Genomic DNA, 19988 nt, shown 5'->3' on the forward strand with positions numbered 1-19988 from the left:
GGCATACCTCACCCCGAGTCACCGGCCGGGCGCCGCCGCACGGAGGAATCCGGCCGCTCGCGCGGCCGCGCGCATGCGATTGCGAACGTCTCCACGAGCGCGGCGAGGCGCCCGGCCCGGACCAGTCACGGGTGGTTACCCGGGCGTCAACTCCGTTGCACGAAGGGTCCGTTCGACGTGTGTCCCCGTTCACACGCCCGTAAGGCAGTTGCGCTTTAACTCTTGACAGGTGCCTGTCGCCACGCCACCTTGGGAGCGCTCCCACAATCAAGACTTGCACACTCCACCCCCTCCCCTTCTCCCCCAACGCCGTTGAGCCGCAAGGGCATCACCCGGCAGAGGAAGGCGTTTGTCATGAGCTTGGTGAAGCGTTGTAGGCCCCGCCGCTCCCCGGGGCTGCCGGCCCTCGTGGTCGGCGCACTCGCCCTGGCCACCGGCCTGGCGGGCGGGCCGGCGTCGGCCGCGTCGCAGGACACACTGCACGACCTCGCCGCGGCCCAGGGCAAGTACTTCGGCTCCGCCACCGACAACCCCGAGCTCCCCGACGCGGCCTACGCGGCGAAACTCGGCTCCGAGTTCGGGCAGATCACGCCCGGCAACTCCATGAAGTGGGACACCACCGAGCCCGCCCGCGGCCAGTTCGACTTCACCAAGGGCGATGTGATCACCGGCTTCGCCGAGGAGCACGGCCAGACCGTGCGCGGCCACACCCTGGTCTGGCACAGCCAGCTGCCCGGCTGGGTGGGCTCGCTGCCCGCCACCGAGGTGGAGACGGCCATGACCGACCACATCACCGCGGAGGCCACCCACTACCGCGGCGAGGTGGCCGCGTGGGACGTGGTGAACGAGCCGTTCAACGAGGACGGCACCTTCCGGACCAGCCCGTTCTACAACGCGATGGGCAAGGACTACATCGCCAAGGCCCTGCGCGCGGCGCACGCCGCCGACCCGGACGCCAGGCTCTACATCAACGACTACAACGTCGAGGGCAAGGGCGCGAAGAGCGACGCGATGTACGACCTGGTGAGCGACCTGCTCGCCGAGGGCGTGCCGCTCGACGGGGTCGGGATGCAGGCCCACCTGGCCATCCAGTACGGCTTCCCGTACCAGATGCAGGCGAACATGCAGCGGTTCGCCGATCTGGGCCTGGACGTCGCCGTCACCGAGCTTGACGTGCGCATGCAGCTTCCGGCGGACGCCACCAAGCTCGCCACCCAGTCCTCGTACTACGCGCAGGTGGTCGACGCCTGCCTCGCCGTGGAGCGCTGCGTCGGCATCACGGTCTGGGACTACACGGACAAGTATTCCTGGGTGCCGAACACCTTCCCGGGCGAGGGCGCGGCCAATCTGTACGACGACGACCTGGCCCCGAAGCCCGCCTACGCCGCCGTGCGCACTGCCCTGGGCGACGAGAGCGACGGGGGCGGGGACGACGGGGGTGACGACGGCGGCGACGGTGGTACGCCCGGCACGCTGAAGGCCCAGTACCGCGCCAACGACACCTCGGCCGGCGACAACCAGATCAAGCCCGGCCTCCAACTCGTGAACACCGGCAGCGCCCCGGTCAACCTCCCCTCGGTGACCGTGCGCTACTGGTTCTCCGGCGACAACGGCGCGACCACGTACGGCAGTTGGTGCGACTGGTCCCCGATCGGCTGCTCCACCATCACGCACCGGGTGGTGGCCGCGAGCACCCCGAAGGCCGGTGCCGACCACTACCTGGAAGTCGGCTTCGCGAGCGGCACCCTCGCCGCGGGCGCGTCGACCGGCGAAATGCAGCTGCGCCTGAGCAAGACGGACTGGTCGGACTTCGACGAGTCCGACGACTACAGCCACGGCACCGGCGCCTCGTACGCGGATGCCTCGAAGGTCACCGTCTACGTCGGCGGCGAACTCGTCTGGGGCATCGAGCCCTGATCCCGGGGGCCCCGCTCAGGCCCCCGTTCCCCTCGCGTACACCTTTGCGCACCCCCGTAACCCCTCCCCCGCGTTCCGCCGCACCCCGTCCCCTTCCCCTCCTCCCCTCCCCCTCGACGACACCCGCCACTGGAGGATTTGTGTCGATATCACGTAGAACGTTCAGCAGCGCCCTCGGCGGCAGCGTGCTGGCCGTCGGTCTGGCCCAGGGCACCGCGATCGCCCGGCCCGCCTCCGCACCGGCCGCCACCGGGGCGGCCCGCGCGGCCGCCGCCGGCGACGACCCGTACACGCAGGCGTTCCTGACCCAGTACGGCAAGCTCAAGGACGCCGCGAACGGCTACTTCAGCCCGGACGGTCTCCCGTACCACTCGGTCGAGACCCTGATGGTCGAGGCTCCGGACCACGGCCACCAGACGACGTCGGAGGCCGTCAGCTTCTGGATGTGGCTGGAGGCGGCGTACGGCAGGGTGACCGGTGACTGGGCGCCGTTCAACGCGGCCTGGGCGGTGGCGGAGAAGACGATCATCCCGCAGCACGCCGACCAGTCCACCAGCGACTCGTACAACCCCTCGGCGCCCGCCACCTACGCCCCCGAGCACCCGCTGCCGAGCGGCTACCCCTCCGCGCTGGACGGCACGGTGCCGGTGGGCACCGACCCGCTGTCGGCCGAACTCGCCTCGTCCTACGGGACGATGGACGTCTACGGCATGCACTGGCTGATGGACCTGGACAACGTCTACGGCTACGGCAACAAGCCGGGCACCGGCGGCGAGTCCGGGCCGGGGGCCGGCGCCTCCTTCATCAACACCTACCAGCGCGGTGCGCAGGAATCGGTGTGGGAGACCGTCCCGCAGCCGACCACCGACCTCTTCGAGTACGGCGGTCCCAACGGGTATCTCGACCTGTTCGTCGGGGACTCCAGCTACGCCAAGCAGTGGAAGTACACCAACGCGCCGGACGCCGACGCCCGCGCGGTGCAGGCTGCCTACTGGGCGTACCGCTGGGCCTCGGAGCAGGGCAAGGAGAGCCAGGTCGCGGACTCGGTGGCGAAGGCCGCCAAGATGGGCGACTACCTCCGCTATGCCATGTTCGACAAGTACTTCAAGCGCGTCGGCGACTGCACCGACCCCAACTCCTGCCCGGCCGCCTCCGGCCGCGACTCCCAGCACTACCTGCTGTCCTGGTACTACGCCTGGGGCGGGGCCGCCGCGGGCAGCGGCGGCGGCTGGGCCTGGCGCATCGGTGACGGCGCCTCCCACCAGGGCTACCAGAACCCGCTGGCCGCCTGGGCGCTGTCCAACGTGCCCTCGCTCACCCCCAAGTCCGCGACGGCCAGGGCGGACTGGTCCAAGAGCCTGACCCGGCAGCTGGAGTTCCTGACCTGGCTCCAGTCCAGCGAGGGCGCCCTCGCCGGCGGCTGCACCAACAGCTGGGAGGGCAGTTACAGCACGCCCCCGGCCGGCACGCCCACCTTCTACGGGATGGCGTACGACTGGCAGCCGGTGTACCACGACCCGGCGAGCAACAACTGGTTCGGCTTCCAGGCGTGGGGCATGGAGCGCGTCGCCGCCTACTACTACGTGACCGGCAACGCGGCCGCCGAGGCCGTGCTGTCGAAGTGGGTCGCCTGGGCGTCGAGCGAGACGACCATCGGCTCCGACGGCAGCTTCCGCTTCCCGTCGACCCTCAACTGGACCGGGGAGCCCGACACCTGGAACGCCTCCTCGCCCGGTGACAACGCGGGCCTGCACGTGACGGTGGTGGACTACGCCAACGACGTCGGCGTGGGCGCCGCGTACGTCAAGACGCTCACCTACTACGCCGCCAAGTCGGGCGACGAGGACGCGGCGGCGCTCGCCAAGGCCCTGCTGGACGCGATGGCGCTGAACACCACGGACAAGGGCATCTCGGTGCCGGAGACCCGGCTGGACTACAACCGGTTCGACGACGAGGTGTACATCCCGTCCGGCTGGTCGGGCACCATGCCCAACGGCGACCCGGTCCAGCCCGGTTCGACCTTCATCTCCATCCGCAGCTGGTACAAGGACGACCCGGACTGGCCGAAGGTGCAGGCGTACCTGGACGGCGGGGACGCGCCCGTCTTCACGTACCACCGCTTCTGGGCGCAGGCCGCGCTCGCCCTGGCCTTCGCGATCTACGCGGAGCTGCTGGTGGAGGGCGGCGGCGGTGAGCCGGGCGGCGACACCGAGCCGCCGACCGCGCCGGGCGGCCTCACCGTGACCGGGACCACCAAGGACAGCGTCTCGCTCTCCTGGTCCGCGTCCACCGACAACACCGCGGTGACCGGCTACGACGTGTACCGCAACGGTGTGCTGGCGGGCAACGCGACCGGGCTGACGTTCACCGACTCCGGGCTCGCCGCCAACACCGAGTACACCTACGCGGTGGCGGCGCGGGACGCGGGCGGCAACACCTCGGCGCTGTCGGACGCGGTCCTCGCCAAGACGAAGACCGGCGGCTCGACCGGCACCGGCGCGGTGAAGGTGCAGTACAAGAGCACCGACTCCTCCGCGACGGACAACCAGATCCGGATGGGCCTGCAAGTGGTGAACACGGGCAGCGCGCCCGTCGACCTGTCGACGGTGAAGGTCCGGTACTGGTTCACCGCGGACGGCGGACCGAGCACCTTCGGGACCTACTGCGACTACGCGGCGCTCGGCTCGTCCACCATCACGCACACGGTGGTCGCCGTCGCCGGCCCGAAGACCGGAGCCGACCGCTACCTGGAGGTCGGGTTCACCGGCGGCGCGGGCACGCTGGCCGCGGGCGCCTCCACCGGGGAGATCCAGCTGCGGCTCAACAAGAGCGACTGGTCGAACTTCAACGAGGCGGACGACTACAGCCGGGCCACCAACACCGCCTACGCGGACTCCTCGAAGGTCGGCGCGTATGTCGCCGGCACCCTCGCCTGGGGTGTCGAGCCGTGACGGGCCGACCGCTGCCGGCACTGGCCGGGGCGGCCGCCGCCCTGGTCCTGGCCGCGGCGTCGATGCTGACCGGCGCCTCCTCGGCCTCGGCGTCGCCGGTCACCGACTGCACGCCCTGGGGCACCACCGAACTGCGCGGCGGGGAATACCTCTACCAGCAGAACGAGTGGAACTCCGACACCGAGCAGTGTGTCGGCGTCGACCCGGACACCGGCGCCTGGTCCGTCACCACGTCCTCGTTCAACCTGCCGACGAACGGCGCCCCGGCCACGTACCCCTCCAGTTACAAGGGCTGCCACTGGGGTGCGTGCACGTCGGACAGCGGGCTGCCGCTGCGCGTGGACGAGCTGGGCAGCGTACGCACCGACTGGTCGACCACACAGGTCGGCTCCGGCGCGTACAACGTCTCGATGGACGTCTGGTTCAACTCGGCGCCGGTCACCGACGACCAGCCGGACGGCACCGAGCTGATGATCTGGATGAACCACCGGGGCGGCGTCCAGCCCATCGGTTCCCGCACGGCGACGGTCCAGCTCGACGGCCGGACCTGGGACGTGTGGACCGGTCCCGGCGCGTCGGGCTGGAAGGTGATCTCGTACGTCCTCCAGGGCGGCGCGACCGAGCTGACCGGCTTCGACGTGAAGAGTCTGATCGACGACGGGGTCGGCCGGGGACAGATCGATCCGGCGCACTATCTGATCGACGCCGAGGCCGGGTTCGAGATCTGGCAGGGCGGTCAGGGGCTCGGCATGAAGGACTTCTCCTTCGAGGCGAGCGCCGGGGCCGACGGCGGCGACGACGGTGGTGACGGCGGCGGCGACGACGGCGACGGCGATCCGGGCGGGGGCGGCAAGACCGGCGCCCTCAAGGCGCAGTACAAGAACAACGACTCGTCCGCGACCGACAACCAGATCCGGCCCGGCCTCCAGCTGGTCAACACCGGCAGCACGGCGGTGGACCTGTCCACGGTGAAGCTGCGCTACTGGTTCACCCCCGAGTCCGGCGCCGCCGGCTTCGGCACCGCGTGCGACTACGCGGTCATCGGCTGCGGAAACGTGACGCACACGGTGCGGCAGGCCGGCACCGCCGTCGGTGCGAGCCACTACCTGGAGGTCGGCTTCACCGGGGGCACCCTCGCCCCCGGGGCCGCCACCGGAGAGATCCAGCTCCGGTTCAACAAGTCCGACTGGTCGGACTTCGACGAGACGGACGACTACAGCCGGGCCGCCAACACGGCCTTCACCGACACCTCGAAGGTCGGGGTGTACGTCAACGGCGCCCTGTCCTCGGGCACCGCACCCTGACCGGCCGCACCGCCGGTCACCCACCACTCCCGATGGCGGGCCGAACACTCACCCCGCTGAACCCGCCATCGGGCAGCACCCCCCATGAACCCGTCTGCGGGGAGTTTCCGCAGGCGTACGAGAGGAGCACGGAGCCGCAATGAGTACCAGAGGCACCATCAAGCAAGGTCTGCGCCGGAGGCTGGCCGCAGCCTCCGCCCTGGCCATGGGCGCGGCGCTGGCGGTGGCGATCCCCACCACCGCCGACGCGGCGGCGGCCCGGGTCGACAACCCCTACGTGGGCGCCAAGGCATATGTGAACCCGGACTGGTCCGCCAAGGCGGCGGCCGAGCCGGGCGGCGCGGCCATCGCCGACACTCCGGCCTTCGTCTGGATGGACCGCATCGCGGCCATCGGCGGCACCCCCGGGGCGATGAGCCTGCGCGAGCACCTGGACACCGCCCTCGACCAGGGCGCGAACCTCTTCCAGGTGGTCATCTACGACCTGCCGGGGCGCGACTGTGCGGCGCTGGCCTCCAACGGTGAGCTCGGCCCCACGGAGCTCGACCGGTACAAGAGCGAATACATCGACCCGATCTCCGAGATCCTCGCCGACCCGGCGTACGCGGACCTGCGGATCGTCACCATCATCGAGCCGGACTCGCTGCCCAACCTCGTCACCAACGCGGGCGGCACGGCCGGTTCGACCGACGCCTGCGCGACGATGAAGGCGAACGGCAACTACGAGAAGGGTGTCGGCTACGCCCTGCACACCCTGGGTGCCATCCCGAACGTCTACAACTACGTGGACGCGGCGCACCACGGCTGGCTGGGCTGGGACAGCAACATGGTCCCGGCGGGCGTCGAGTTCAAGAAGGCCGCGACCTCCGAGGGCGCAACCGTGGACGACGTCTCCGGCTTCATCGTGAACACGGCCAACTACTCGGCCCTCAAGGAGCCGAACTTCAAGGTCACCGACTCGGTCAACGGCACCACCGTGCGCCAGTCCAAGTGGGTCGACTGGAACTACTACGTCGATGAGCTGTCGTTCGCCCAGGCGCTCCGCACCCAGCTGGTGGGCCAGGGCTTCAACTCCGACATCGGCATGCTGATCGACACCGCCCGCAACGGCTGGGGCGGCGCCGACCGGCCCACCTCGGCGGGCCCGCTGACCAGCGTGGACGACTACGTCAACGGTGGCCGTGTGGACCGGCGCATCCACGCCGGCAACTGGTGCAACCAGAGCGGTGCCGGTATCGGTGAGCGTCCCACCACCGCTCCCGAGGCCGGGATCGACGCCTACGTGTGGGCGAAGCCCCCGGGGGAGTCGGACGGCAGCAGCCAGCCCGAGGACAACGACGAGGGCAAGGGCTTCGACCGGATGTGCGACCCGACCTATGAGGGCAACGGGCGCAACGGCAACAGCATGACGGGCGCGCTGCCGAACTCCCCGGTCGCGGGTCACTGGTTCTCCGCGCAGTTCCAGGAGCTGGTACGCAACGCCTACCCGCCGATCGACGGCAGCGGCGAGAACCCCGGCGGTGGCGACGACGGCGACGACGACACCCAGGCGCCGACCGCGCCGACGGGTCTGACGTCCACCGCGAAGACCAGCGGCAGCGTCTCGCTGTCCTGGTCGGCGTCGAGCGACGACACCGCGGTGACCGGCTACGACGTGTACCGGGACGGCACCAAGGTGGGCTCGGCCACCGGCACCTCGTACACCGACTCGGGTCTGTCGGCCTCGACGGCCTACAGCTACACCGTGAAGGCGAAGGACGCGGCCGGTAACGTCTCGGCGGCCTCCTCGGCCCTCTCCGTCACCACCTCCGCCGGGGGCGGCACCGGAACGGGCGCGCTGAAGGTCCAGTACAAGAACAACGACAGCTCCGCGACCGACAACCAGATCCGGTTCGGTCTCCAGCTGGTGAACACCGGCAGCACGGCGGTGGACCTGTCCACGGTGAAGCTGCGCTACTGGTTCACCCCCGAGTCCGGCTCCTCCACCTTCGGTACCGCGTGCGACTACGCGGTCATCGGCTGCGGGAACCTGAGCCTGTCGGTGAAGTCGGACGGTTCGGCGGCCGGGGCCAGCCACTACCTGGAGGTCTCCTTCGGCAGCGGCAGCCTCGCGGCCGGCGCCTCCACCGGTGAGATGCAGCTGCGGCTGAACAAGAGCGACTGGTCCAACTTCAACGAGGCGGACGACTACAGCCACGGCACGGGCACCTCGTTCGCCGACGCTTCGAAGGTCGGCGTGTACACGGCCGGTGCGCTCTCCTGGGGCACCGCGCCCTGATCAGTGACCGGATGACCCGGTGAATCCCGTCCGGCCCCGCCACGTGTGTGGTGGGGCCGGACTTCTCCGCGTGCGCGAGGCCGGGCATCTTTACGTACAAGTGAGCGACGGGTTTTTGTTATGGTCTCCGGCCGGGCCGCATCTCCCAGGTGTGCGTGAAGCCAGAACAGGACTCCGGAAGAGTGAGCACAGCATGGGCCAGGACCGCGAACGGGCGTTGATCAAGGCGGCACGGGCCGGTGACGCCGACGCCAAGGACCAACTCGTCGCGTCCTGTCTTCCGCTGCTCTACAACATCGTCGGACGCGCGCTGAACGGCCACGCGGACGTGGACGACGTCGTGCAGGAGACGGTCCTGCGCATGCTGCGCGCCCTGCCCGGCCTGCGGAGTCCGGAGAGCTTCCGCTCCTGGCTGGTGGCCATCGCGATGAACGAGATACGCGGGCACTGGCGCGACCGGCAGTCCGCCGCGATCCCGGTGGAGCCGCTGGCCACCGGCCAGGACCGGGTCGATCCGGCGGCGGACTTCGTGGACGTGACGATCCTGCGGCTCGGCCTGTCCGGGCAGCGCCGCCAGGTCGCCGAGGCGACCCGATGGGTGGACGAGGACGACCGGGCGCTGCTGTCGCTGTGGTGGCTGGAGGCCGCGGGTGAGCTGACCCGGGCCGAGGTGGCCGCCGCGATCAATCTGTCGCCCGAGCACACCGCCGTACGCGTACAGCGGATGAAGGCGCAGCTGGACACCGCCCGGGTGGTGGTGGGCGCGCTGGCCGCGCAGCCCCGGTGCATCCTGCTGGACGACATCCTGACCGGCTGGGGCGGGGCGCCCTCGTCGCTGTGGCGCAAGCGCATCGCACGGCACGCGCGCGGCTGCACGGTCTGCTCGGGCTTCGGCTCGGGCCTGGTGCCTGCCGAGGGCCTGCTGGTGGGCCTCGCGCTGGTCCCGCTCGCGGTGGCCGGGGCGGGCCGGGCCCCCCGGCTGACCGAGGCCGCGGCCGGCACGCCCATCGACGCGCCCATCGGCTCGCCCCTCGGCGCCCCCGCGCGGCCGGGCCGGGCGGCATTGCGGCGGACCACCCAGACGCGCCGCCGCCGGCGCAACGCCATGGTGGCGTCCGTCCTCGCGGTGGGCGTGCTGGGGGCCGGGGGCGCCGCCGTCCATCTGTCGACCGATGACGACGGCGGCGACGAGGTCTCCGTCGCGACCGCCCCCGACACCGACGGCTCCGTCACCGCGACCGCCTCGGCCGGGGAGTCCGCCTCCGCGCCCCCGTCCGCCTCACCCTCGCACTCCGCCGGGAGCCCGAGCCCGAGCGCCACGAAGAAGAAGGACCGGGCGAAGCCGAAGAAGACGACTCCCGCGACCAAGCGCCCCCCGGCCACGAAGTCCCCCTCCGCGCCCCGCCCGGCCCCGGCCGAGCCCGCGCCGAGCCCGCCCTCGGACGCGGAGCAGGTCCTCGCCCTGGTGAACACCGAGCGCGCGAAGGAGGGCTGCTCACCGGTGACCGGCAACGACGAGCTGGCGACCGCCGCGCAGCGGCACTCCGAGGACATGGCCGCGCACGACTACTTCTCCCACACCTCGCAGGACGGCTCGGGCCCCGGCGAGCGGATCACCTCGGCCGGCTACCGCTGGAGCACGTACGGGGAGAACATCGCGAAGGGCCAGCGGACGCCGGCGGACGTGATGAGCTCCTGGATGAACAGCCCGGGCCACCGGGCGAACATACTCAACTGCTCGTTCAAGGAACTGGGCGTGGGCATCCAGGACAGCCCCGGCGGCATCGTCTGGACGCAGGACTTCGGCGCGCAGATGTGAGGCCGCGGCGCCGCGCGGCGGGCACGGGGGCGCGGGCCCGTCAGCCCGTCCGCGTCACGTCCATCGACATCAGCCCGCGCAGCCCGTTCTCCAGGATCTCCGGGCCGGTGTCGCCGAACATGGCGAGCTGGGCGATGAACCCCTGGGCGGTCGCGATGAGGGCCCGGGCGACGTGTTCGTCCGGCACGTCCGCCCGGAGCACGCCCGCCTCGCGGTACAGCCCGACCAGGTCGGTCCAGGCCCCGCGCAGCCCGTCGAACGCCTCGGCGAGGGTGGCCGCCAGCCGCTCGCTGCGCAGGGTCTCCGACCACACCTGGATGATCAGCCCCGCGTATGCCCGGGGTTCGAGCCCCCGCCCCGATTCGAGGCCGTCCGCGAACAGGCTCCGCGAGACCCGGCCGATCAGGATGTCCGGGGTGGGGACGGGGGTGTCCCGGGCCGCGCCCTCGAAGGCGCGGCGCACCCCGGTCACGGCCTCGGTCGCGATGGCCGCGATCAGGTCCTCCTTGCCACTGAAGTAGCGGTAGACCGCCCCCGCCGACAGGCCGACCTCCTTCAGCACGTCCTGCATCGAGGTGCCGTGGAAGCCGTCGCGGGCGAAGCAGCGCGCGGCGCCGTCGAGAATCTGCCGACGGCGGGCGTCCAGATGCTCCTGGGATACACGGGCCATGCGCCCAACTTAAAACGAACATTCATTCTTGACAAGGAAACGAGAGCGGGGCGACAGTGTCGGAGCCATATAAAACGAACAATCATTCTCTTTGAATCGAGGCATGGCCCATGTCCCTCACCCCGAACCGCCGCCTGGGCGTGGTGGTCCTGCTGGTTCCGCTGGTGGTGACCCTCGCCCTGTGGGCCTTCGCCTGGCCCGCCGCCCGGACCGCGCCGCGCGACCTGCCGGTCGGGATCGCCGGTACCGCGCCGGCCGCCGACCAGCTCCAGCAGCGGTTCGAGGAGCGCGACGGGGCCTTCGACGTGCACCGCTACGACTCCGAGGCCGCGGCCCGGGACGCGATCGAGGACCGGACCGTCTACGGCGCGGTCGTCGTGACCGCCAAGGGTCCCGAGCTGCTGACCGCGAGCGCGGGCAGCACGGTGGTCGCCCAGCTGCTGCGCGAGGCGGTGACCGCCGGAGCACCGGCCGGCACGGCCGTACCGGTCACCGACGTGGTGGCCGCGCCCGCCGCCGACCCCCGGGGCGCCGTACTCGGCTCCAGCATCCTGCCGCTGGCCATCGCGGGGGTCGCCGCCGGTGCGGCCGTGACCGTGCTGAGGCTGCGCGGGGCGCGGGCCTCGCTCGCGCTGCTCGGCGTGGCCGTCGCGGTGGGGCTCCTGGCCACCGCGGTGACGGACAGCTGGCTCGGCGCCCTCACCGGCGACTGGTGGAGCGAGGCCGGAACCATCGCCCTGACCGTGCTCGCCATCGGCGCACCGGTCGCGGGCTTCGCCGCCCTGATCGGGACCCCGGGCATCGGCATCGGCGCCCTGCTCATGGTGCTACTGGGCAACCCCTTCTCGGGCGTGACCAGCGCCCCCGAACTGCTCCCCCGCCCGATCGCCGCGATCGGCCGGCTGCTGCCACCCGGGGCAGGCGGTTCCGCGCTGCGCTCGGTGGCGTTCTTCGACGGCGCGGCGGCGGCCGCCCCCGCCCTGACACTCGGCGTGTGGGCGGTGCTGGGGCTGGGCGCGGTGCTCGTCGGCGGGCGTCGCCGGACGGCCGCGGACACCATGGCGCCGACCTCGGCGCGGGAGCCCGCACTGGCCGGCTGACCATGCTCAGGAGTGCGCCCCCGTCCGGCCGGACGGGGGCGCTTCGCCGTGTACGGGGGTCAGTCGTCCCGGCCGTGGTGGCCGCGGTGCTCCGCCGCGATGCCGAAGCGCTGCCGTTCGCCGGGAGCGGACGGGGTGGAGCCGATCGAGGAGACCGAGCTGATCACGTGCTCCTGCTCCACCGCCTCCTCCTTCTCAAGTCGTTCGAGGTCAGCGGCCGATACGAGGGCGACAATCGGCTTGCCGTGCCGCGTGACGACGACGCGCTCGCCGCCGTAGACGACGCGGTTGATCAGTTCGGCGAGTTCAGCCCGGGCTTGCGTCACCGGAATCTCGTAGGCCATGCTCCCATCATAACCTTCTGTACATCCTGTACATTTTTTACGGAAGCGCGCGCGGGCACCCCGCTGTGCCCGCGCGACCGGAGGAGAGGCACAGCCGTGTACCGTCCCGTCGCCCGCCACGTTCTGCCCGAGTTCACCGAGCGCACCTCGCAGGGGTCCCGGACCCTCGACCCGTACTCCAAGCTGCTCGCGGAGCGCGTCGTCTTCCTCGGCACGGCTCTGGACGAGACGGCCGCCAACGATCTGGTGGCCCAGCTGATGTATCTGGAGCACGACGCGCCGGACCGGCCCGTCTCGCTGTACATCAACTCGCCGGGCGGCTCGTTCGGCGCGATGACGGCCCTGTACGACACGATGAACTTCCTCAGCTGCGAGGTGGAGACCTACTGCCTGGGCCGGGCGGGCGCCGGCGCGGCCGTGTTGCTTGCCGCGGGTGCCCCGGGCCGGCGGCACATGCTGCCCGGCGCCAAGGTGGTCGTCGGCCAGCCCGCGCTGGACGAGCCGCTTCAGGGGCAGCCGTCCGACCTGGAGATCGAGGCGCGGGAACTGGCCCGGATGCGCGAGACGATGACCGGCATGCTGGCCCGGCACACCGGGCGCTCCGTCGAACAGGTCACCGAGGACACCGAGCGCGACCTCGCCCTCGACGCGGAGGGCGCCCTGGCGTACGGGCTGGTCGACCACATCGTGCGGAACCGGGTCCCGGTGCCGCCGCGCTCCGGGTGGTGAACCGGGGATGCAGCCACCGGACTTCCCGCCGCTGCCCGCCCTGACCCGGGCCGAGTCCGCGTTCATCGACGGCTATCTGCGGGTGGTCGACCAGGTGGGCCGGATCAACCCGGCGCACGGGGACGACACCTACACAGCCCTGCGCGCCGCCCAGGCCCTCGCCTCGCACGCGGCGGCCTTACGGGACGCGCTCGCACTGATGCACCGGCGCGGCGAAACCCGTATCCACAGCAGCACGTTGACCCGCGCGCTGCGGGAGCTGGACGGCGAGCGGCGGGCGGCCCGGGTCGCCCTGCCGCCCGTCCCGCCGGACTGACACCCCGGCAGGTCACCGACACGCCCGGCGGGCGCGCGGGATTTCCTCGCTCGTTCGGCGTAGGTGTTCCCTCGCGCGAGCGACGGTCCGATTTGCCTTTTCCTGATGCGCGTGGGGCGCGTTCCTTCGCGACACCGCTGGTACGGCCGTGGCGACGGGCGGCCGGCGGACCGCCGTCCGGGTTTCCGTCCACCTGAACGGGCCATCCGTGACGGTCTTCACCGATGGCTGTTCCGGCGCGGAAATCCGGCCCGAGGTGCGTCAAGATCCCTGGGACGACAAGCCCCCGCCACCGCGGCGGGGCGGTCCGGGCGGACGCCGAGTCCTGCCGCCGCCCGGATGACTGGTCGACAGGAGTGGATCGGCAGGAGTGGAGGACCCGAGCACTACGGGACCGCCGGATCTCCGGCCGTCCCTCGGGGTGAAGCCGCCGCGCGCGGCCGGGCAACTTCGCCAGCCCGAACCCGACAGGTCATCCTTCACAGGCGGCTGACGAAGGGTTGCGCATGACTGCGCAGGTACATGTCCCGTCTCTGCTCGCCCGGGCCACCACGGCCTCGGTCATGACTCTCGCCGCCGTCGGCGGCACGCTGTGCGTCCCAGGAGCCGCGCCCGAGGCGCAGGCGGCCGGCCATGCGATGAAGGCCCTGAAGGTCGCCGCGTCGAAGAAGGGGGCGCCCTACCGCTGGGGCGCCACCGGCCCCGGCAGCTTCGACTGTTCCGGGCTGACGCTCTACTCGTTCAAGAAGGCCGGCAGGAAACTCCCCCGTACCGCCCAGCAGCAGTACAACAGGACCAGGCACGTGTCGGCGTCCAAGCGCCAACGGGGTGACCTGGTCTTCTTCCATTCGGGGCGCGGTGTCTACCACGTGGGCATCTACGCCGGCAGCGGGAAGATCTGGCACTCGCCGAAGACCGGGGCCGTGGTGCGCCTGGAGAAGATCTGGACCCGGAGCGTCTACTACGGCCGGGTCGCCTGAGGCGCCTCAGGGCTGGACGGGGACCTGCCACGGGAGGGCCACCCAGACGGTCTTGCCGCCGTCGGCGGTGGGGGTGACGGCCAGCCGGCCACCGTACTCCTTGGCCAGCGAGCGGATGATGACCATGCCGCGTCCGTTGTCCTGCTGGACGGCGGCGGGCAGCCGCTGGGGCCGGCGGGGGTGGCTGTCCGTCACGCCGAGGCGCAGTTCCTCGTCCCGCTCAAGGCGCAGCTCGACGGTGAAGGTGGGTGACTGCCCGAAGGTGTGCAGGACGGCGTTGGTGGCCAACTCCGAGAGGATGAGGCGGACGGTGTCGGCCATCTCCGCGTCCTCGGGCAGGCCCCACTCCGTCAGTACCCGGGCGACGAACCCGCGGGCCGCGGAGACCGAGACCGGCTCGCTCGGCAGGGTGACACGTGCTTCCTGATGGTCTGCCATGGCGAGCCGTCCCTTTCCCACCCGATACCGGCCCAGCGAGCGGGACCGGTTGTGCTTCGCGCCAGAGTGCCACCGATGGTGCCCTCCGGGGCGACGATCCGCCAAGATATGCATATATCTGTCGCTCAATCCGGTGAACTCTCCCCACGCGGACCCCCTCCGGCGTCACACTGTCTGCTCGTCGGACAGCGGAGGGAGCCATCGGATGCAGCACGGCCCTGCGGTACGGCGCCGCAAGCTGGGAGAGGAGCTGCGGAGCCTGCGTCACGCGTCAGGTCTCACGAGCCGGGAGGCGGCGGCGCTCCTCGGCTGGCACCAGTCGAAGGTGAGCCGGATCGAGACAGGTGTCAGCGGGGTGCGGCCGGAGGATGTGAACCGGCTCCTCGACGCGTACCGCATGGACGATCCGAAGCTCCGCGAGGTCCTGGGCGCGCTCGCCGGTTCGGCGGGCGGGGGCGGCGCCGGCTGGTGGCACGCCTACCGGGGGCTCATCCCGCCCCAGTACCGTGACTTCATCAGTCTGGAGTCGCAGGCGCGCACCGCCCGCACGCTGGAGACCACGGTGGTGCCGGGCCTGTTGCAGACGGCCGACTACGCCCGCGCGGTGACCCGGGCCTCGTTGGACGGGCTGCCGTCCGGTCAGCTGGACTCGCTGGTGGAGGTGCGGCTGACCCGGCAGGGGGTGCTGCGGAGCGATCCGCCGCTGCGGCTGAGCGCGGTCCTGGACGAGGCGGTGCTGCGCCGGGAGGTCGGCGGCCGGCGGGTGATGCGGGAGCAGCTGCGCCATCTCGCCCGGGTGGCACGACTTCCCCATGTGCGACTCCAGTTACTTCCGTTCTCGGTCGGCGGCTATGTCAGCCTGACAAGCCCTTTCGTTATCTTCTCCTTTCCGACCGCTTCCGACCTTGACGTGGTCGTTCTTGACCACTTGACGAGTAGCCTCTATCTGGAACGGAAAGAAGACCTTGCGGCGTACAGCACGGCCTTCGAGACCCTTCAGACGCACGCGCTGTCGCCGGAGCACACGCTGGACCTGATCGCCGCGATCGACCGCGGCGACCGGTGACCCCCCACCGCCCGGAGGAAGCGTCATGTCCGATCACCTCACCCGGAACGCGTCGCGCTGGCGACGCAGCAGCTACAGCACGGGAATGAACAACTGCGTGGAGACCGCGCCGTCCGGAACCGGGCGGCCGCTGGCCGTCCGCGACTCGAAGGACGTGGGCCGCACGCCCCTGGAGTTCTCCCCGACGGCCTGGACGTCCTTCGTCTCCGGCCTGAAACGCTGAGGCGGACCACCGCCTCAGCTCGACGGTGCGGTCCGCCGCACCGTCTCCACCGCCCGCGCGATCCGGTCATCCGTCAGGTCCGCGCGGGCGGTCAGCCGGAGCCGCGAGATGCCGTCGGGCACGGACGGCGGCCGGAAGCAGCCCACCGCCATCCCGGCCGTCCGGCAGTCGGCGGCCCAGCGCACGGCGGCGTCGGCCGAGGGCGCCCGGACCGAGACGACCGCCGCGTCGGGCCGTACCGCGGTCAGACCGGCCGCCGTCAGCCCCTCGTACAGCGCGGTCGCGACCGTACGCGCCCTGAGCGCGCGCCCCGGTTCGCGGCGCAGCAGCCGCAGTCCGCCGAGGGCGGCGCCGGCGGCGGCCGGGGCGAGTCCGGTGTCGAAGATGAACGTCCGGGCGGTGTTGACCAGGTGGTCGATGACCCGGGCCGGCCCGAGGACCGCCCCGCCCTGGCTGCCCAGGGACTTGGACAGGGTGAGCGTGGCGACCACGCCCGGGTCGCCCGCGAGCCCCGCCGCGTCGAGCGCGCCCCGTCCGCCCGCGCCGAGCACCCCGAGTCCGTGCGCGTCGTCCACCAGGAGCGCGGCGCCCTCCGCCCGGCAGACGGCGGCCAGTGCGGCCAGCGGCGCGGCGTCGCCGTCCACGGAGAACACCGAGTCGGTGACGGCCAGCTTCCGGCCCGCGTGCCCGCGCAGCGTCTTGCGGACGGCCTCCGGGTCGGCGTGCGGGACGACGGCGGTCTCGGCCCGGGAGAGCCGGCAGCCGTCCACGATGGAGGCGTGGTTGCCCGCGTCCGACGCGATCAGCGCGCCGCGTCCGGTGAGCGCGGTGAGGGCCGCGAGGTTGGCGGCGTAACCGGAGGAGAGGACCAGCGCGGCCTCGAAGCCGCAGAACGCGGCGAGTTCGTCTTCCAGCTCGGCGTGGAGCGCGGTCGAGCCGGTGACCAGGCGGGAGCCGGTCGCCCCGCCGCCCCAGCGGCGCGCCGCGTCCGCCGCCGCGGCGGTCACCTCCGGGTGCCGGGTGAGGCCCAGGTAGTCGTTGCTCGCGAGGTCCAGGAGCTCCGCGTCGGCCTCGCGGGGCCGCAGCCGGCGGACCAGGCCCGCGTCCGCGCGCCGGCGCGCCTCGGCTTCGATCCAGTCGAACGGGGTGGCGGGCATGGGCGGTCCCTTTTGTAGGCAGCTCACAGACCCTAACCGGGCCCGCGCCGAGACACGGTGTGGCAATACACACACCCCGTGTGAGCTCTGTTGTCCGGTTCCTCCTTGGCTCCGGGCGGTGCGGTGCGTCAGGATCATCGCCATGGACCTCCTGAACACGCTGGTGGACAAGGGGCTGCGGCGCGAGCTGCCGACCCGTGAAGAAGCGCTCGCCGTACTGGCGACCCCGGACGACGAACTGCTCGACGTGGTGGCCGCGGCCGGCAAGGTGCGCCGGCAGTGGTTCGGGCGGCGGGTGAAACTGAACTATCTGGTCAATCTGAAGTCCGGGCTCTGCCCCGAGGACTGCTCGTACTGTTCGCAGCGGCTCGGTTCCAAGGCGGAGATCCTCAAGTACACCTGGCTGAAGCCGGACGAGGCGTCGAAGGCGGCGGCGGCCGGGGTGGCCGGCGGCGCCAAGCGCGTCTGCCTGGTGGCCAGCGGCCGGGGCCCGACGGACCGGGACGTCGACCGGGTCTCGCAGACCATCGAGGCCATCAAGGACCAGAACGAGGGCGTCGAGGTGTGCGCCTGCCTCGGTCTGCTCTCCGAGGGCCAGGCCGACCGGCTGCGTTCGGCGGGCGCCGACGCGTACAACCACAACCTCAACACGTCCGAGGGGACGTACGGGGAGATCACGACCACCCACACCTACGCCGACCGTGTCGACACGGTGCACCAGGCGCAGGCCGCCGGGCTCTCCGCGTGCTCCGGGCTGATCGCGGGCATGGGCGAGAGCGACGCCGATCTGGTCGACGTGGTCTTCGCGCTGCGCGAGCTGGACCCGGACTCGGTGCCGGTCAACTTCCTGATCCCGTTCGAGGGGACCCCGCTCGCCAAGGAGTGGAACCTGACGCCGCAGCGGTGTCTGCGCATCCTGGCGATGGTGCGGTTCGTCTGCCCGGATGTGGAGGTGCGGCTCGCGGGCGGGCGCGAGGTCCATCTGCGCTCGATGCAGCCGCTCGCCCTGCATCTGGTGAACTCCATCTTCCTGGGCGACTATCTGACCAGTGAGGGCCAGGCCGGGCAGGCGGATCTGGACATGATCGCGGACGCCGGTTTCGAGGTGGAGGGCGCGGGTACGACGACGCTCCCCCGGCACCGCGCGGACGCGGCGGCGGGCGGCTGCGGCTCGCATGCGGGCAGTTGTGCCACGGAGCCGGAGGGCTGCGGCTCGCACGCGGGCGGCGGCTGCGGGCCGTGCGGCGGGGGTGCGGAGGCGGAAGCGGACGCCGGAACGGCGGCGGAGCCCGTACCCGCCGCGAAGGCGCCGGAAACGCAGGTGCCCGGGGCGGCCCGGACGGATCTGGTGGCGGTCCGCCGCCGTGGCGCGGGCACGGACCTCGCTCCCAATGCCTGAGCCGCTCTCCCCCGCCGTACTCCGGGACCTGGACCGGGCGCACGTCTGGCATCCGTACGGCCCCATGCCGGGCCGGCAGGAACCGCTGGTCGTGGAGTCCGCGTCCGGGGTCCGGCTGCGGCTCGCCGAACCCGCCCACGGACAGCACGAATTGGTCGACGGGATGTCGTCCTGGTGGTCGGCCGTGCACGGCTACAACCACCCCGTGCTGAACGAGGCGGCGCGCGGCCAGCTGGACCGGATGAGCCATGTGATGTTCGGCGGGCTCACGCACGAGCCCGCCGTCCGGCTGGCGGCCCGGCTGGTGGAGATCACCCCGGAGCCGCTGCGCCATGTCTTCCTCGCCGACTCGGGCTCCGTGTCGGTCGAGGTCGCCGTGAAGATGTGCCTCCAGTACTGGCGGTCGGCCGGGCGGCCGGCCAAGAAGCGGCTGCTGACCTGGCGCGGCGGCTACCACGGCGACACCTGGCAGCCGATGTCGGTGTGCGACCCCGAGGGCGGGATGCACGAGCTGTGGTCCGGCGCCCTGCCCCGCCAGGTCTTCGCCGACGAGCCGCCCGCCGGTTACGGCTCCGAGCCCGATCCGGCGTACGCGGCGCACCTGCGCGAGCTGATCGGGCGCCACGCGGACGAGCTGGCGGCCGTGATCGTCGAGCCGGTGGTCCAGGGGGCGAGCGGCATGCGCTTCCACTCCCCCGGCTATCTGCGCGTGCTGCGCGAGGCGTGCGACGCGTACGGCGTGCTGCTCGTGTTCGACGAGATCGCGACGGGCTTCGGGCGTACGGGGAAGCTGTTCGCGGCCGGGCACGCGGGGGTCTCCCCCGATGTGATGTGCGTGGGCAAGGCTCTGACCGGCGGCTATCTGACGATGGCGGCGACGCTGTGCACGAGCGAGGTGGCCGACGGCATCTCGCGCGGCGAGGTGCCGGTGCTCGCCCACGGCCCGACGTTCATGGGCAACCCGCTGGCCGCGTCGGTGGCCTGCGCCTCCATCGACCTGCTGCTCGGCCAGGACTGGCAGCAGGAGGTCAAGCGGATCGAGGCCGGGCTCAACGAGGGCCTGGCGGCGGCCCGGGAGCTGCCCGGGGTGCGCGAGGTGCGGGTGCTCGGCGCCATCGGGGTCGTCCAGCTGGACCACGAGGTGGACATGGCGGCGGCGACCGCGGCCGCGGTGCGCGAGGGGGTGTGGCTGCGGCCGTTCCGGGACCTCGTCTACACCATGCCGCCGTATGTGACCGGTGACGACGACGTGGCACGGATCTGCCGCGCGGTGTGCGCTGCGGCGCGGGAGGGCTGA

At 71.9% G+C, this 19988-nt stretch carries 16 protein-coding genes, 2 pseudogenes and 1 riboswitch; of the genes and pseudogenes, 14 read left to right on the forward strand and 4 right to left on the reverse strand.

All coding sequences use genetic code 11. The features are described from left to right. Positions 1-354: 354 nt before the first annotated feature. The 6 genes and pseudogenes from OG338_RS02140 to OG338_RS02165 all read left to right on the forward strand — a co-directional run bounded on the left by OG338_RS02140 (position 355) and on the right by OG338_RS02165 (position 10269). Positions 355-1917, forward strand: a complete 1563-nt coding sequence (locus tag OG338_RS02140) for an endo-1,4-beta-xylanase (protein ID WP_405935692.1) — start codon at positions 355-357, stop codon at positions 1915-1917. Between the two features lie 185 nt (positions 1918-2102). Next, positions 2103-4868 (forward strand): glycoside hydrolase family 48 protein, encoded by a 2766-nt coding sequence (locus OG338_RS02145; protein WP_405940292.1) that lies wholly within the window; start codon positions 2103-2105, stop codon positions 4866-4868. Positions 4869-4930: 62 nt separating this feature from the next. Further along, a pseudogene (locus tag OG338_RS02150) lies at positions 4931-5575 on the forward strand (GH12 family glycosyl hydrolase domain-containing protein); the annotation flags it as partial. A gap of 135 nt (positions 5576-5710) precedes the next feature. Beyond that, positions 5711-6172 (forward strand): annotated as a pseudogene (locus OG338_RS02155) (cellulose binding domain-containing protein); the annotation flags it as partial. 139 nt (positions 6173-6311) lie between these two features. Then, positions 6312-8450 carry a glycoside hydrolase family 6 protein gene (locus OG338_RS02160; RefSeq protein WP_405935693.1) on the forward strand — a complete coding sequence of 713 codons (2139 nt, stop codon included), beginning with the start codon at positions 6312-6314 and terminating at the stop codon, positions 8448-8450. Positions 8451-8643: 193 nt separating this feature from the next. After that, positions 8644-10269, forward strand: a complete 1626-nt coding sequence (locus OG338_RS02165; RefSeq protein WP_405935694.1) for a sigma-70 family RNA polymerase sigma factor — start codon at positions 8644-8646, stop codon at positions 10267-10269. A gap of 40 nt (positions 10270-10309) precedes the next feature. Here OG338_RS02165 and OG338_RS02170 read toward each other — a convergent pair whose 3' ends face one another. Further along, entirely contained in the window at positions 10310-10939 is a 630-nt protein-coding gene (locus tag OG338_RS02170; protein WP_405935695.1) for a TetR/AcrR family transcriptional regulator, read from the reverse strand. A 110-nt stretch (positions 10940-11049) separates the two neighbouring features. Here OG338_RS02170 and OG338_RS02175 point away from each other — a divergent pair, with 110 nt between their 5' ends. Then, positions 11050-12039 carry an ABC transporter permease gene (locus tag OG338_RS02175; protein ID WP_405935696.1) on the forward strand — a complete coding sequence of 330 codons (990 nt, stop codon included), beginning with the start codon at positions 11050-11052 and terminating at the stop codon, positions 12037-12039. A gap of 59 nt (positions 12040-12098) precedes the next feature. Here the strand turns inward: OG338_RS02175 and OG338_RS02180 are convergent, their stop codons facing one another. Further along, positions 12099-12383, reverse strand: a complete 285-nt coding sequence (locus tag OG338_RS02180) for a type II toxin-antitoxin system Phd/YefM family antitoxin (protein WP_405935697.1) — start codon at positions 12381-12383, stop codon at positions 12099-12101. A gap of 96 nt (positions 12384-12479) precedes the next feature. On the opposite strand from OG338_RS02180, the gene OG338_RS02185 reads away from it, so the two are divergent. The 3 genes from OG338_RS02185 (at position 12480) to OG338_RS02195 (ending at position 14408) form a co-directional block, all read left to right on the forward strand. Further along, positions 12480-13112, forward strand: a complete 633-nt coding sequence (locus OG338_RS02185; protein WP_405935698.1) for an ATP-dependent Clp protease proteolytic subunit — start codon at positions 12480-12482, stop codon at positions 13110-13112. Positions 13113-13119: 7 nt separating this feature from the next. After that, positions 13120-13428, forward strand: coding sequence for a hypothetical protein (locus tag OG338_RS02190; protein WP_405935699.1), 309 nt, complete (start codon positions 13120-13122; stop codon positions 13426-13428). 306 nt (positions 13429-13734) lie between these two features. Further along, positions 13735-13931, forward strand: a riboswitch (cyclic di-AMP (ydaO/yuaA leader). A 3-nt stretch (positions 13932-13934) separates the two neighbouring features. Beyond that, complete coding sequence (locus OG338_RS02195) at positions 13935-14408, forward strand: C40 family peptidase (protein ID WP_405935700.1); 474 nt, start codon at positions 13935-13937, stop codon at positions 14406-14408. 6 nt (positions 14409-14414) lie between these two features. Here the strand turns inward: OG338_RS02195 and OG338_RS02200 are convergent, their stop codons facing one another. Beyond that, entirely contained in the window at positions 14415-14846 is a 432-nt protein-coding gene (locus OG338_RS02200) for an ATP-binding protein (protein WP_405935701.1), read from the reverse strand. 205 nt (positions 14847-15051) lie between these two features. On the opposite strand from OG338_RS02200, the gene OG338_RS02205 reads away from it, so the two are divergent. Together OG338_RS02205 and OG338_RS02210 are read left to right on the forward strand one after the other, a co-directional pair. Then, on the forward strand, positions 15052-15912 hold the full coding sequence (locus tag OG338_RS02205) for a helix-turn-helix domain-containing protein (RefSeq protein ID WP_405935702.1): 861 nt from the start codon (positions 15052-15054) through the stop codon (positions 15910-15912). A 25-nt stretch (positions 15913-15937) separates the two neighbouring features. Then, positions 15938-16135, forward strand: a complete 198-nt coding sequence (locus OG338_RS02210; RefSeq protein WP_405935703.1) for a DUF397 domain-containing protein — start codon at positions 15938-15940, stop codon at positions 16133-16135. Positions 16136-16149: 14 nt separating this feature from the next. On the opposite strand, the gene OG338_RS02215 is transcribed toward OG338_RS02210, so the two are convergent. Beyond that, positions 16150-17292 carry an 8-amino-7-oxononanoate synthase gene (locus tag OG338_RS02215; RefSeq protein ID WP_405935704.1) on the reverse strand — a complete coding sequence of 381 codons (1143 nt, stop codon included), beginning with the start codon at positions 17290-17292 and terminating at the stop codon, positions 16150-16152. A 142-nt stretch (positions 17293-17434) separates the two neighbouring features. Here OG338_RS02215 and bioB point away from each other — a divergent pair, with 142 nt between their 5' ends. Together bioB and OG338_RS02225 are read left to right on the forward strand one after the other, a co-directional pair. Next, the gene (gene bioB / locus OG338_RS02220; protein ID WP_405935705.1) at positions 17435-18691 is read left to right on the forward strand and encodes a biotin synthase BioB; all 1257 of its coding nucleotides are present in this window, start codon (positions 17435-17437) and stop codon (positions 18689-18691) included. Next, a complete protein-coding gene (locus tag OG338_RS02225) occupies positions 18684-19988 on the forward strand; it encodes an adenosylmethionine--8-amino-7-oxononanoate transaminase (protein WP_405935706.1) in 1305 nt (434 codons plus the stop codon). Before bioB ends, OG338_RS02225 begins: the two co-directional genes overlap by 8 nt.

Origin of the sequence: Streptomyces sp. NBC_00726 (assembly GCF_045161735.1) — a bacterium.
In the GTDB taxonomy this organism is placed as follows: domain Bacteria; phylum Actinomycetota; class Actinomycetes; order Streptomycetales; family Streptomycetaceae; genus Streptomyces.